Annotated in this window: 12 protein-coding genes; 5 read left to right on the top strand and 7 right to left on the bottom strand. The window is 71.5% G+C overall.

The genetic code is table 11. The features are described from left to right. Positions 1-86: 86 nt before the first annotated feature. From ACIPSJ_RS07445 to ACIPSJ_RS07430, 4 genes are all read right to left on the bottom strand, one after another. Positions 87-2,102, bottom strand: a complete 2,016-nt coding sequence (locus ACIPSJ_RS07445; protein WP_401344236.1) for a TerD family protein — start codon at positions 2,100-2,102, stop codon at positions 87-89. A gap of 64 nt (positions 2,103-2,166) precedes the next feature. Next, on the bottom strand, positions 2,167-2,745 hold the full coding sequence (locus tag ACIPSJ_RS07440; protein WP_355718919.1) for a TerD family protein: 579 nt from the start codon (positions 2,743-2,745) through the stop codon (positions 2,167-2,169). Between the two features lie 157 nt (positions 2,746-2,902). Continuing rightward, positions 2,903-5,050 (bottom strand): excinuclease ABC subunit UvrB, encoded by a 2,148-nt coding sequence (gene uvrB / locus ACIPSJ_RS07435; protein WP_401344234.1) that lies wholly within the window; start codon positions 5,048-5,050, stop codon positions 2,903-2,905. Between the two features lie 40 nt (positions 5,051-5,090). Further along, positions 5,091-5,957: an MHYT domain-containing protein gene (locus ACIPSJ_RS07430; RefSeq protein ID WP_359222146.1), complete on the bottom strand. Its 867-nt coding sequence runs from the start codon at positions 5,955-5,957 to the stop codon at positions 5,091-5,093. Positions 5,958-6,234: 277 nt separating this feature from the next. Here ACIPSJ_RS07430 and ACIPSJ_RS07425 point away from each other — a divergent pair, with 277 nt between their 5' ends. Next, positions 6,235-7,104 carry a glycerophosphodiester phosphodiesterase gene (locus ACIPSJ_RS07425; protein WP_401344232.1) on the top strand — a complete coding sequence of 290 codons (870 nt, stop codon included), beginning with the start codon at positions 6,235-6,237 and terminating at the stop codon, positions 7,102-7,104. A 50-nt stretch (positions 7,105-7,154) separates the two neighbouring features. Further along, positions 7,155-7,709 (top strand): methylated-DNA--[protein]-cysteine S-methyltransferase, encoded by a 555-nt coding sequence (locus ACIPSJ_RS07420; RefSeq protein ID WP_359222148.1) that lies wholly within the window; start codon positions 7,155-7,157, stop codon positions 7,707-7,709. 25 nt (positions 7,710-7,734) lie between these two features. Here the strand turns inward: ACIPSJ_RS07420 and ACIPSJ_RS07415 are convergent, their stop codons facing one another. Beyond that, complete coding sequence (locus tag ACIPSJ_RS07415) at positions 7,735-8,163, bottom strand: VOC family protein (RefSeq protein ID WP_401344231.1); 429 nt, start codon at positions 8,161-8,163, stop codon at positions 7,735-7,737. A 99-nt stretch (positions 8,164-8,262) separates the two neighbouring features. Here ACIPSJ_RS07415 and ACIPSJ_RS07410 point away from each other — a divergent pair, with 99 nt between their 5' ends. Continuing rightward, the gene (locus ACIPSJ_RS07410; protein ID WP_401344229.1) at positions 8,263-9,171 is read left to right on the top strand and encodes a pseudouridine-5'-phosphate glycosidase; all 909 of its coding nucleotides are present in this window, start codon (positions 8,263-8,265) and stop codon (positions 9,169-9,171) included. A gap of 38 nt (positions 9,172-9,209) precedes the next feature. Then, positions 9,210-10,160, top strand: coding sequence for a carbohydrate kinase family protein (locus ACIPSJ_RS07405; RefSeq protein ID WP_401344611.1), 951 nt, complete (start codon positions 9,210-9,212; stop codon positions 10,158-10,160). Positions 10,161-10,370: 210 nt separating this feature from the next. On the opposite strand, the gene ACIPSJ_RS07400 is transcribed toward ACIPSJ_RS07405, so the two are convergent. Continuing rightward, the gene (locus ACIPSJ_RS07400) at positions 10,371-11,165 is read right to left on the bottom strand and encodes a methyltransferase domain-containing protein (protein ID WP_401344227.1); all 795 of its coding nucleotides are present in this window, start codon (positions 11,163-11,165) and stop codon (positions 10,371-10,373) included. 180 nt (positions 11,166-11,345) lie between these two features. Between ACIPSJ_RS07400 and ACIPSJ_RS07395 the strand changes: the two genes are divergently transcribed. Beyond that, a complete protein-coding gene (locus tag ACIPSJ_RS07395) occupies positions 11,346-12,473 on the top strand; it encodes a magnesium and cobalt transport protein CorA (RefSeq protein WP_355718938.1) in 1,128 nt (375 codons plus the stop codon). Between the two features lie 26 nt (positions 12,474-12,499). Here the strand turns inward: ACIPSJ_RS07395 and ACIPSJ_RS07390 are convergent, their stop codons facing one another. Further along, a complete protein-coding gene (locus ACIPSJ_RS07390; RefSeq protein ID WP_393537421.1) occupies positions 12,500-12,913 on the bottom strand; it encodes a PPOX class F420-dependent oxidoreductase in 414 nt (137 codons plus the stop codon). Positions 12,914-12,931: the final 18 nt, after the last annotated feature.

Here is a 12,931-nt window from a genome sequence, read left to right as displayed (position 1 = left end):
CCTCCGTGAGGAAAACAGTACCCCAATCACCAAGGAAAGGTAAAGTGATTGGCAAAGAAAGGATCAAAACACCTGGTCAAGAGACTTTACATGCGCTTGGTACGGGCGGCCGCGACCTGGGTGAGCACCTGCTGGAGCACCTGGCTGCCCCCCGGCACGAGGCAGGGCTCGTACGTCCAGGCGTGCCCCACCCACGGATCGGCCAGATGATCGTCCGGCACCGGCGTGAGTCGCATCAGTGAACGCCAGAGCGGGTCGAGCAAGGGGCCGTAGGCGGCGGCGTCCTCCAGGTCGGCGACCAGCAGGAGATGGACGCCGACGCCCGGGCCCTCGTCCGCGAGATAGCGCAGCTGGGTGACGGCACGGTCGTCGAAGCCGTGCGGGAAGTCATTGACGATCAGCAGCTGCCGTGAGGTGTCCAGACCGGGCGGCAGGGCGTCGGGCGCGCCGCCCCGCACCGCCATCTGCACCAGATCGACGCGCTCGGTCAGCCGCCCCAGCACGTCCGCCACACCGGCCGCGCCCGCCGCCGGCGGCCCGGCCAGCACACCGGTGCCCGTCAGCGGGGCCAGCGCGGAGGCGGCGGCACCGGCGGGATCGATGACCTGTACGCCGAACTCGTCCACCGGATGAGCGGCGAGCAGCCGGGCCGCGAGCTCCACCGCCGTCCGCAGGGCGAGGTGCCGCAGCTCGCCGGAGTCGGAGAAGTCGTCGTCCAAGGTCGCGGTGCGGCCGCTGTCGATCCACAGGCCTCGCTCCAGGGGCAGCCGGACCAGCATCGGGATGCGCAGCGGGACGCTCTCGGGTAGGTGGAGGTCGCCCAGTCGTACGGCCATCGGCGGCTCGGTCGGCACCTGGTAGCCGTGCCAGACGGGGTTGTCCCAGCGGGCGTACGCCGGTGGCAGGGCGGGCTCGACCACCTCGGACTCGGCGGTGAGCTGGGCGAGGTCACGGTCGAGGACCGCCCGGGCCTGGTCGACGAGCTGGGCCTGCCGGGCATGGGCGGCCTCGCGCGCGGTGTCGCCCACGGAGCCCAGACGGCTGCGCGGGTCGGAGAGGACCTGGTCGAGTTCCTTCTCCATGCGCGACTCGGCGAAGTCGACGGCGCTGCGGTAGGCGGCGGTGGTGCGGGCCAGGTCCTCGAACATGCCCCAGACCTGGTTGTACAGCCGCTCGTCCAGGGACCAGCCGACCGCGTCCCCCGCGACGGGCGGGGCGGGCCCGTCGGCCGGAGCGGAGGCCGCCTGGGCCGGCGGAGCCGGGGGCGGCGATGTCCGGCGGCGCTTCGGGTGTGTGTAGTCGACGGGGCCGCCGGTAGGTGTGGCGGCCCCGGTGGCGGCGGGCGCGTCGGGGGCCGGGGGCCGGACACCGCCGGGTGCCGGCGTCGCTTCGCCGAGTCCGTCGGAGGAACCCGACCGGGCGCTGCCGGTGTCGGGTGCCTGCAGGTCGTACGGGGACCCGGCAGCGGTGCCGGGGTGCTCGCCGGCGACGGACGCTGCCGCACGGCGGGAGCGGTCGGTGTCCGTCGTACGCGCCGGGACCGAGCGGGCCATTCCGCGGGCCACCGCGTCCTCGATCGCGCGGGCGAGTTCGGCGGCCTGGGGCAGCCCCTGGTCGGTGAGGAGCGCGGTGAGGCCCGCAGCGTAGCCCTGGCCGACCGCGCGCATCTTCCAGGCGCCTTGGCGCCGGTAGAGCTCCAGGGCGACGACCGCCGACTCGGCGTCCAGGCCGGCGAGGGTGTAGCCGGCGACCTCGGTGCCGTCGAGGCCGGTGACGGCGGCGCGAGGGGCGGCGACGGCGCCGAAGCGGGACGGGCCGCCGGGCGCGGCGGGCAGGGCGATCAGAACGCTGACCCGGTGCACGGTGTCGGGCAGGGCGTCGAGGTCGACGGCGAGGCGGTGTTCGGCGGCCGCCTGCCGGGAGACCTCGATCCCGGGCAGGGTGGGCGCACCCGGGTGGGCCACCCGGTCGGCGCCGTCCACCCGGCCGTTCTCGTCGGCGAGGGTGGCCCCGGCGACGACCGGCGCCTGGGCCGAGATCCGGATCTCGATCCGGTTCCGCGGGAGCGGATGGTTCTGCCCGCGCACCAACTCGGCCGCCATAGCCCATGTCCCCCTGTGTGTCGTGCTCGTCGTACCCCGCGAGGCCCTCTGAAGGGCCGTCAGGCTAGAGGACCGGCAGGATGGTGGGCACCAGGTCCTGGAAGGTGCGGCCCCTGGCGGGAACGCCCAGGGCCGTCAGCGTCCAGCCCGGGCCCGAGCGGTGCACCTTCGCCATGATCTGGGCGGTGTACTCGCCGCCGCCGTCGAGCGTGTAGCGGGCGAGTTCCTGGCCGTTGGTCTCGTCGACCAGCCGGCAGAAGGCGTTCTGCACCTCCTGGAAGGTCTGGCCGGTGAAGGAGTTGACCGTGAAGACGATCTGGTCGATGTGGACCGGGACGCGCGCGAGGTCGACGAGGATGGCCTCGTCGTCACCGCCCTGGCCCGCGCCGCCGACGAGGTTGTCGCCCGTGTGGCGGACGGAGCCGTCGTCGCTCACCAGGTGGCGGAAGAACACGACGTCGACGGGCTGCTTGTCGGCGAAGAGCACCGCCGAGGCGTCCAGGTCGATCTCACGGGTGCGCGAGCCGAACAGCCCGCGCCGGGGCGCCGCCTTCCAACCAAGACCCATCCGGACGGCGCTGAGGGAGCCTCCGTCCTTCTTCTCCAGGCTGATGGCCTGACCCTTGGTCATGTTGACGGTCACGGCTGCTTCCCCTCGTCGGATGTCCCCGGTTGCCGCGCAGTGCGCGGTTGACCGAAACCCTATGCAGCGCCACTGACAGTGCCGAACCCCGGCCCGCGCTTTGTGTCGGTCTTGCAACACTTCGCGCCGTTGCCGGGGTCCGGCCGCGGCCCAGGGGTCAGGCCAGGCCCGCTTCCCTCATCTGGCGCAGTTCCTTCTTCATCTCGGAGACCTCGTCCCGCAGCCGGGCCGCGATCTCGAACTGCAGGTCGGCGGCGGCGGCACGCATCCGCTCCGTCATCTCCTCGATCTGCTCGGCGAGTTCGGCGGCGGGGCGGTCGGTGGGCACCGTTTCCCTGGCCTTGCCCTTGGCGGCCTTGCCGGCCTTCGCGCCCTTGGCCGCCTTGTCACCCAGGGACGGAACGGGTGCCTTGGCGCCCTTGCCGTCCTTGAGGTTGCGGTAGCCCGAGCCGAGCAGTTGTTCGGTGTCGACCTCTTCGCGGGCGATCTGCGCGACGATGTCGTTGATCTTCTTGCGCAGCGGCTGCGGGTCGATGCCCCTGGCCTTGTTGTAGGCGACCTGCTTCTCCCGGCGCCGGTTGGTCTCGTCGATGGCCTTCTCCATCGCCGGGGTGATCTTGTCTGCGTACATGTGGACCTGGCCGGAGACGTTGCGCGCCGCGCGGCCGATGGTCTGGATCAGCGAGGTCCCGGAGCGCAGGAAGCCCTCCTTGTCGGCGTCCAGGATCGCCACCAGGGACACCTCGGGCAGGTCGAGGCCCTCACGGAGGAGGTTGATGCCGACCAGGACGTCGTACTCGCCGGCGCGCAGCTCGCGCAGCAGCTCCACACGGCGCAGGGTGTCGACGTCGCTGTGCAGATAGCGCACCTGGATGCCGAGTTCCAGGAAGTAATCGGTGAGGTCCTCGGCCATCTTCTTGGTGAGCGTGGTGACCAGGACCCGCTCGTCCTTCTCGGTGCGCTTGCGGATCTCGTGCACCAGGTCGTCGATCTGGCCCTCGGTGGGCTTGACGACGACCTCGGGGTCGACGAGGCCGGTGGGGCGGATGATCTGCTCGACGACGCCGTCCCCGCGGGACAGCTCGTACGCGCCGGGGGTCGCCGACAGGTACACGGCCTGCCCGATCCGCTCCTGGAACTCCTCCCACTTCAGGGGGCGGTTGTCCAGGGCTGAGGGCAGCCGGAAGCCGTGGTCCACGAGGGTGCGCTTGCGGGAGGCGTCGCCCTCGTACATGGCGCCGATCTGCGGCACGGTGACATGCGACTCGTCGATGACGAGGAGGAAGTCGTCCGGGAAGTAGTCGAGCAGGGTGTTGGGCGGGGAGCCGGGCAGGCGGCCGTCGAAGTGCATCGAGTAGTTCTCCACGCCGGAGCAGGTGCCGATCTGGCGGAGCATCTCCAGGTCGTACGTGGTGCGCATGCGCAGGCGCTGGGCCTCCAGCAGCTTGCCCTGCTTCTCCAGCTCGGCCAGGCGCTCCCCCAGCTCCTTCTCGATGTCGTTGGCAGCCCGCTCCAGGCGCTCGGGGCCCGCGACGTAGTGGGAGGCCGGGAAGACGTACAGCTGCTGGTCGTCGCTAATGATCTCGCCGGTGAGCGGGTGCAGCGTGGACAGCGCCTCGATCTCGTCGCCGAACATCTCGATGCGGACCGCGAGCTCCTCGTAGACCGGGAAGATCTCGATGGTGTCGCCGCGGACGCGGAAGGTGCCGCGGGTGAAGGCCAGGTCGTTGCGCGTGTACTGGATGTCGACGAAGCGGCGCAGCAGGTCGTCGCGGTCGATCTCGTCGCCGACCCGCAGCGGGACCATGCGGTCGACGTACTCCTGGGGCGTGCCGAGGCCGTAGATGCAGGAGACCGAGGCGACCACGATGACGTCGCGGCGGGTGAGGAGGGAGTTGGTGGCGGAGTGGCGCAGCCGCTCGACCTCCTCGTTGATCGAGGAGTCCTTCTCGATGTAGGTGTCCGACTGCGGGACGTACGCCTCGGGCTGGTAGTAGTCGTAGTACGAGACGAAGTACTCGACCGCGTTGTTCGGGAGGAGCTCGCGGAACTCGTTGGCCAGCTGGGCGGCCAGCGTCTTGTTCGGCGCCATCACCAGGGTGGGGCGCTGGAGCTTCTCGATCATCCACGCGGTGGTGGCGGACTTGCCGGTGCCGGTCGCGCCGAGGAGGACGACGTCCTTCTCGCCGCCTTCGATGCGCTTGGCCAGGTCGGCGATGGCCGTCGGCTGGTCGCCGCTGGGCTGGTACGGGCTGACGACCTCGAAGGGCGCCACCGTGCGTTCGATGTGGGAAACGGGCCGCATGGACTCCACCGTACGACCCCGCACTGACAACCGGTTCTGATCAGCGGTTCTGCGGGGTGCGCGAGCTGTGGTGGCTCTGCTGGCGGCCGACGCGCGGCGACGGGCGGCGGCTCGGGTGGTGGGTGACATCGGCGGCCGGGACGCCCGCCTTGTGCTCCACGCGGAGCCGGTCGGGCTTGCCCGTGACCATCAGCGGATCGAAGATCACGACGACGGCGGCGAGGCAGAGGAAGGCCAGCGGGCCGATCAGCATGGGGGCGAGCAGGGAGGCGGGCGAGTCGCCGGGGCCCGTCACGTCGGAGCCGTGGAGGTGGACGCTGAGGGCGGCCATCCCGGTGTAGTGCATACCGCTGACGGCGAGTCCCATGACGAGGCTCGCGCCGACGCTCCACAGGAAGCCGCGGATCTGCCCGGCCGCCCACAGGGCCGAGGTGGCGGCCACGACCCCTATCACGACCGACGCGGCCACGGTGAGCGTGTTGTACTCCAGCGTCCCGTTGAGGCGCAGGCCGGCCATGCCGAGGTAGTGCATCGAGGCGATGCCGAGGCCGGTGATCGTGCCGCCGGTGAAGAGTGCGGTTCCGGTAGCGCCCCGGTAGCCGACTATGAAGATCCCGACGCCCACCATGACGATGGCGAGGCCGAGACTCGCGTACGTGAGCGGCTTGTCGTAGTGGATCGGTGTCTCCTTGACGCTGAACCCCATCATGGCGACGAAGTGCATGGTCCAGATGCCGGAGCCGATCGCCGCCGAGCCGAGGGCCAGCCAGGCGGGCCGCCAGGAGTGCGCCACGAGCATCGCTCTGGTCGTGCAGCGCAGCCCGAGAGCACCGCCGAGGCAGGCCATCAGATAGGCCACCAGCGGGGTGACCACCCCATAGCTGAATCCGTCGACCGTGCCCTGCATACGCGGCTGCCCTTCACCCTTTGCGTCCCGGAATATTGGAATTGCGCCCCCGTCCCAGGACCGCCCGAGCGGTCAGGGTTGACGCAGAGAGTATGACCCGCACCGGAATGGTCGAACGATTTTCCGGCAAAGAAACACGGCCTTGCCGCAGTTGTGCGGCACCAGTGAGTGGACTTGGGCAACTCCATTCAATCTGTGGCCATCCCGTACCCAGCCGCTGTTGACTCCCTGCTGTCACTCTTGTGCTGTCCGTATTCGTTCGACGTGAGGACGACGCATGCACGCGCGCGCCGTTGCCGCCGTGACCGCCGCGCTCCTGGGCACGGCGGCCCTGCTGAGCCCGGGCCCCACCGCCCGGGCCGGCGATGCCGCCGAGCCCACCGTGCTCGCTCATCGGGGGGCCTCCGCCTACGCGCCCGAGAACACGCTGGCCGCCATCGACAAGGCGGCCGCGCTCGGCTTCACCTGGGTCGAGAACGACGTCCAGCGCACCAAGGACGGCCGTCTGGTGGTGATCCATGACGACAGCCTCCGGCGCACCACCGACGCCGCGCGGGTCTTCCCCGGCCGGGCCCCCTGGAAGGTGAAGGACTTCACCGCCGCCGAGATCGCCCGGCTGGACGCGGGCAGCTGGTTCTCCCCCTCGTGCGCGGGCACGCGCGTGCCGACACTGGCGCAGTACATGCGCCGGGTCGAGCACAATCACGAGAAGCTGCTCCTGGAGATCAAGAACCCGGAGCTGTACCCGGGGATCGAGCGGCAGATCCTCAAGCAGCTGGGCGACGAGCACTGGCTGGACCGGGGGCACCTCGACCGGATCATCGTGCAGAGCTTCAGCGCGGACAGCCTGCGCATCGTGCACGATCTCCGGCCGGCCGTGACGACCGGCTACCTCGGCACACCGTCCGTGTCGTCCCTGCGCCGGTACGCGGGCTTCACGGATCTGATCAACCCCTCGGTGGACTCGATCTCCGCCGATTATGTGAATACCGTTCATTCGTTCGATGGTCCGCACGGCAGGCCGCTGCGTGTCTTCACCTGGACGGTGAACGACGCGCTCACCACGTGGAAGGCCGTGGGCTACGGCGTGGACGGGATCATCACCAACAAGCCGGACGTGGTGCGGGCCGCGCTGCGCGCGAGCTGAGCCCGGCCGGACGGCGGGCGTTGTCAGTGGCGGGCCGTACGGTGGGGCGCATGGACAGCGAAGGGCAGTACGAGCAGCGGGTGGTGTGGGCCGTCATCGGCACCGACATCGGCCCGCTGCTGCTGGCGGCGACCCGCGACGGCCTGGTCAACGTGGTGTTCCACGCCACCGACGCGGTGCGGGAGCGGGCTCTGGAGCGACTGGGTGCCCGGCTGGGCACCGAGCCCGTCGAGGATCCCGCGGCCCCGGTCCTGGCCGAGGCGATACGCCAGCTGCGGGCGTACTTCGCGGGCGAGCGGCAGGACTTCGACCTGCCGCTGGACTGGTCACTGATCTCCGGCTTCAACCGCCAGGTCCTGCGTGAACTGGCCGCCGGTGTTCCGTACGGCGCGGTGGTCGGGTACGGCGATCTGGCCGGGCGGGTCGGGCAGCCCGGCGGGGCGCAGGCGGTCGGCGCGGCGATGGGCGCCAATCCGCTGCCGGTCGTGGTGCCCTGTCACCGGGTGGTGGAGAGCGACGGCGGCCTGGGCGGGTTCGGGGGCGGTCTGGAGACCAAGCGGAAGCTGCTCGCCCTGGAGGGGGTCCTGCCCGAGCCGCTGTTCTGAGCCGCCCAGGCGGCGGGAGCGGCGGTCAGCCGTAGTGCCGGGCCTCGACGATGTTGCCGTCGGGGTCCCGGAAGTAGAAGTTGCGCGGCGCCTTCCCGCGGGCGCCGAAGGAGTCGTGGCCGATGTCGGTCATGGGGACCGTGTGGTCGGCGAGGCGGGCGCGCAGGGCGTCGAAGGCGTCGGGCGGCAGGGCCAGACAGATGTGGTTGACGGGGTGGCCCGCGCTGCCCGTGGCGCCGGGAAGCGCGGGCATGCGCTCGGCGAGGGTGTGCGGCGCCAGGTCGATGATGGTCCCCTCGTCGACCCGTACGGAGGGGAAGGGCACCTCTCCGGCCACGAACTCGGCGACCCGCAGCGGCTCCAGGCCGAGCATCCGCCCGTAGAAGCCGGCCGCCGCGACCGGGTCGGTGACCCAGAGGACGACATGGTCCAGACGTACCGTGGGATTCGTCATGCGGCCCAGGCTGGTGGCGTCCCCCACAGGCCGCAAGCGTTTGGGCGGGTGTGCCACCCGCCAGAGATGAGGGAAGACCGACAGACAGGAGGCGGGCGCGTGGTGCTGGTGGTGTCGGAAGAGGTACGGGAAGCGTTCGACGCGGGTCGCGCGGTGGTCGCCCTGGAGTCCACGATCATCGCGCACGGGCTGCCGCGCCCGCGCAACCTTCAGGTGGCGGTGGAGCTGGAGGACGCGGTACGGCGGGAGGGCGCCGTGCCCGCGACCATCGCGGTGCTGGACGGCCGGCCCCATGTCGGCCTGGACAAGGACCAGTTGGAGCGGGTCGCCAACGAGGACGGGATCCGCAAGCTGGGCCACCGCGACCTGCCGCTCGCCGTGGCGGCAGGGGCGAGCGGGGCCACCACCGTGTCGGCGACGGCGCAGCTGGCCGCGCTGGCCGGCATCCGGGTGTTCGCGACGGGCGGTCTCGGCGGGGTGCACCGGGAGTGGACGGTGGTCCAGGACGAGTCAGCCGACCTGGGTCTGCTGGCCCGCACGCGGATCACGGTGGTGTGCGCGGGCGTGAAGTCGATCCTGGACGTGCCGGCGACCCTTCAGCGCCTGGAGACCCTGGGTGTGGCCGTGGCCGGATTCGGCACGGATCGTTTCCCCGGCTTCTACCTGTCCGACTCGGGACATCCGGTCGACTGGACGCTGGAGACCCCCGAGCGGGTCGCGGACGTCATGCGGGCGCAGGACGCGCTCGACGCGGCGGACACGGCACTGATCGTCGCCAACCCCGTCCCGGAGGCGGAGCAGCTCGATCCCGAACTGCACGCGCGCGTGCTCGCCGACGCGCTGCAGGCGTGCGACGCGGAAGGGATCACCGGTCAGGCGGTCACCCCGTTCCTGCTCTCCTATCTGGTGCGGCACACGGACGGCGCCTCGCTGGAGGCCAATCTGGCGGCCGTGCGGGGCAACGTCCGGCTCGCGGCGCGGATCGCGTCGGCGTGGGCGACGGGGTGACGGCGGGCCGCGCGGCGGCGCCGGGCGGGAAGGCGGCACTGTCGGGCGGAACGGGGGCGTCGTCGGGCGAGGAGGGGGCGTCGGGCCCGGGCGGGGCGTTGCTGGTCGTCGGTGACGTCGTCACCGACGTCGTCGCGCGGCATCGGGAGCCGCTCGCGGCCGGTACCGACACCGCCGCCGTCATCCGGACCCTGCCTGGCGGGGCCGGCGCCAACGTGGCCTGCTGGGCCGCCCGCACGGGCTGCGCGGACGTCCGGCTGCTGGGGCGGGTCGGCGCGGACGCGGCCCAGTGGCACGAGCGGGAGCTGGCCGCCGCCGGGGTGCGGCCACGGCTCGTGGTGGATCCCGAGGCCGCGACGGGGACGGTGATCTGCCTGGTCGACGGCGGCGCCGCGGCCGAGCGCACCTTCCTCACGGACAGCGGGGCGGCCCTGCGGCTGGAACCCGACGACTGGTCGGACGCGCTGCTCGACGGGGTGGCCCGGCTGCACCTCTCCGGCTATCTGCTGTTCTCCGGGCCGAGCCGGGCGCTGGCGGCGGTGGCGGTGGCGTCGGCCCGCGCGCGGGGCGTTCCGGTGAGCCTGGATCCGGCGTCGGCCGGGTTCCTGGCGGCGCTGGGCGTGGACCGCTTCCTCGCGCTCGTCGAGGGCGTGGACGTCCTGCTGCCGAGCCGGGACGAGGCCTGTCTGCTGACGGGACTGCCCGACCCGGCGGACGCGGCGGCCAAGCTGAGCCTCCAGGTGCCGCTGGTGGTGGCCAAGGCGGGGGCGGACGGTGCGCTGATCGCCAGGGCGGGCGAGATCCTCGCCCGGATCCCCGCCGTGCCGGCGACGCCACGGGACACCACGGGTGCGGGTGACGCCTTCACCGGGGCGTTCCTCGCCGCGTCGGTCGCCGGCGCGACTCCCGAGGAGGCGGCGGCGCGGGGCTGCCGAGCAGGCGCACGAGCGGTGGAACAGGTGGGCGCAAGACCGCCCACGCGCGCCTGACACGACGCCGTGACCGGACGCGACGGAACGGTGGCGGGCCAACGCCCGCCCGGCGGGTCCAGGTCCGCGGCGGTTCTGCATCCGCCCGGCGGGCCAACGTCCGCCCGGGGGGTCCACGCCCGCCCGGCGGGTCCACGTCAGACCGGCGGGTCCACGTCAGACCGGCGGGTCCACGTCGGACCAGACAGGGCCGTGTCGGACCCGGCAGGGCTACGCCTTGTGTCCCCATGCCGAGATCATCGGGGCCGTGGCCAGGTCCATGCTGCCTGCCGCCACGTTGGCCAGGTGCTGGTCGATGTCCGCGTCGGTGGCCAGGCCGGCCGTGACGAGCCGGTCGCGGATCTGCCGGACCGTGGCCGACTCCAGGGCGGTGCAGGCGGGCGAGGCGACGGGGAAGTAGGCGTCGGCCTCCACGCTGTGCAGCCCGGACTCGCGGAGCAGCCGCGGAAGCTTGCGGCCGTACGACAGGTCGGCGCCACGTTCGGCGAGGAGCTTGCGGAAGCCCTGGCGCAGGCGGTTGGCGAGCTGCTGCTCGGAACCGTACTCGTAGGGGCAGGTGAGCGGCTGGAGGGCGGGGTCGGCGTCCTCGATCAGCAGCCGTCCGCCCGGGCGCAGCGCCTTGATCATGGACCGCAACGCCCGCTCCCGGTCCGGTACATGGACCAGCACGAGCCGCGCGTGCACCAGGTCGAAGTCCTCCCCCGGCGGTTCCTCGGCGCCGACGTCGTGGGTACGGACCTCGACGGGTGCGTGGGCGACCGCGGCGAGCAGCGAGGTGTCGATGTCGGTGGCGACGACCTGTCCGGCCGGCCCCACCTTCTCGGCCAGCCAGGACACCACGGAGGTACCGCCCGCGCCGACCTCCCAGCAGCGCCCGCCGGGGCCGAGACCGAGCGCCTCCAAGTGCCGGAAGGTGGTGGGGTCGAACAGGGTGGCGAAGGCGTCGAAGCGCTGTCCGGCCTCGCTCTGCCGGTTGTCGAGGAGGTAGCCGTCGGCTTGTGTCATGAAGCGATGATCCCAGTTGCCCTGCTTGTCCGGGACGGCCGACGCTCCGGTTGTCCACAGGGCGGAACCAACCGGAATCCTCCGCTCCCACAGGCTTACCCGCGTCTCACACCGGGCTGGCAGACTTGCCCAGCAGGGCGCGGAAGCGTTGCGCGAGGGGATGCACGCAAGGAGATCCGGATGACGATGGCAGGGAATCTGCGGAAGGTCACGGGGCTGGGCAGGGCCGGCGGCCTGCGCAAGGTGGCGCGGCTGGCCCGGCGGCGGCCCCGCGTCGACCTGAACCATCACGCGCGGTCCCCGCTGGGCTCCTCGGTGGTCAACTGCGTGACGTACGAGGACGGGGTGCGGGTGCCGGAGTGCGCCGACCTGTTCTCCGCCGTGGAGCGGGTGCGCAAGAAGGGCGAGGGGTTCGTCTGGCTGGGGCTGCACGAGCCCACGGACAGCGAGTTCGCGGGCATCGCCGAGTTGTTCGACCTGCATCCGCTGGCCGTGGAGGACGCGGTCGAGGCCCATCAGCGCCCGAAGGTGGAGCGGTACGGCGAGACGCTGTTCGCGGTGTTCAAGACAGTCTGCTACGTCGAGCACGAGAAGCTGACGGCGACCAGCGAGGTGGTGAACACCGGCGAGATCATGGTGTTCGTCGGCGAGGAGTTCGTGATCACGGTGCGGCACGGCCGGCACGGCTCGCTGGGGCCGCTGCGCGAGGAGTTGGAGGCCACGCCGAGCCAGCTCGCCAAGGGACCGGCGGCGGTGCTGCACGCGATCGCGGACCATGTGGTGGACGACTATCTGAACGTCACGGACTCGGTGCAGGCCGACATCGACCAGGTCGAGGCGGACGTGTTCGCGGAGAACGGCGCGCGGGCCGACCCGGGGCGGATCTACCAGATGAAGCGGGAACTCCTGGAGCTGAAGCGGGCTGTGGTCCCGCTCGGCAGGCCGATGGAGGAGCTGACCGCCCGTCCGATACGGGTGATCCCCCCGGAGATACAGACGTACTTCCGGGATGTGCTCGACCATCTGATGCGGGCCAAGGAGCAGATCGCGGCCTTCGACGAACTGCTCAACTCCATCCTCCAGGCACATCTGGCCCAGGTGACGGTCGCGCAGAACGAGGACATGCGGAAGATCACGGCCTGGGCCGCGGTGATCGCCGTGCCGACGATGGTGTGCGGGGTCTACGGCATGAACTTCGATCACATGCCGGAGCTGCACTGGCGGTTCGGCTATCCGCTGGTCATCGGCGTCATATCCGTGGCGTGCCTGACGCTGTACCGGGGCTTCCGGCGCAACGGCTGGCTCTGAGCCCGACGTCGGATCCCCGGGTCGCCTCAGGCCGAGAAGGTGACGACCCTCCGCGGGACGATCCTGATGATCACGCGGGTCTCGTCGTCCTTCTCCGCGGGCGGGTCGATGCCGAGGTACTTGTGGGAGAGCTCGTACGGGAGCCGCTTGGAGTCGTCCGGGAGGATCTCGGCGGTGCCGCGGATCTCGGCCGAGTGGTAGGGGTTGGCCAGGTCGAAGACCGTGAGGCTGACCCGGGGGTCACGGCGGAGGTTGCGCACCTTCTGACGGCCGTCGGTGGAGGAGAACAGCACGGTGTCGCCCTCGCGCCGGAACCAGACCACCGAGTTCTGCGGGGAGCCGTCGGGGCCGAGGGTGGCGACGCTGGCGAAGTTCTTGCCGTCGAGAAGGGCCAGGACCGAGTCGTCGAAGGTGACGGGAGCGTTCGAGGAGGTCGTCATACGGTCAGACTAGTTACA

This window comes from Streptomyces sp. NPDC090088 (assembly GCF_044747345.1).
Taxonomy (GTDB): domain Bacteria; phylum Actinomycetota; class Actinomycetes; order Streptomycetales; family Streptomycetaceae; genus Streptomyces.
Note: the sequence above shows the minus strand (reverse complement) of the source record. Positions and strands in the feature narration are given on the sequence as shown.

Bases quoted from the DNA above. Each gene is read 5' to 3' on its own strand.
- ACIPSJ_RS07425 (WP_401344232.1), top strand. From the start codon at position 6,235: ATGCACGCGCGCGCCGTTGCCGCCGTGACCGCCGCGCTCCTGGGCACG.
- ACIPSJ_RS07420 (WP_359222148.1), top strand. From the start codon at position 7,155: ATGGACAGCGAAGGGCAGTACGAGCAGCGGGTGGTGTGGGCCGTCATC.
- ACIPSJ_RS07445 (WP_401344236.1), bottom strand. From the start codon at position 2,102: ATGGCGGCCGAGTTGGTGCGCGGGCAGAACCATCCGCTCCCGCGGAAC.
- ACIPSJ_RS07415 (WP_401344231.1), bottom strand. From the start codon at position 8,163: ATGACGAATCCCACGGTACGTCTGGACCATGTCGTCCTCTGGGTCACC.
- ACIPSJ_RS07390 (WP_393537421.1), bottom strand. From the start codon at position 12,913: ATGACGACCTCCTCGAACGCTCCCGTCACCTTCGACGACTCGGTCCTG.
- ACIPSJ_RS07395 (WP_355718938.1), top strand. From the start codon at position 11,346: ATGACGATGGCAGGGAATCTGCGGAAGGTCACGGGGCTGGGCAGGGCC.
- uvrB (WP_401344234.1), bottom strand. From the start codon at position 5,050: ATGCGGCCCGTTTCCCACATCGAACGCACGGTGGCGCCCTTCGAGGTC.
- ACIPSJ_RS07400 (WP_401344227.1), bottom strand. From the start codon at position 11,165: ATGACACAAGCCGACGGCTACCTCCTCGACAACCGGCAGAGCGAGGCC.
- ACIPSJ_RS07430 (WP_359222146.1), bottom strand. From the start codon at position 5,957: ATGCAGGGCACGGTCGACGGATTCAGCTATGGGGTGGTCACCCCGCTG.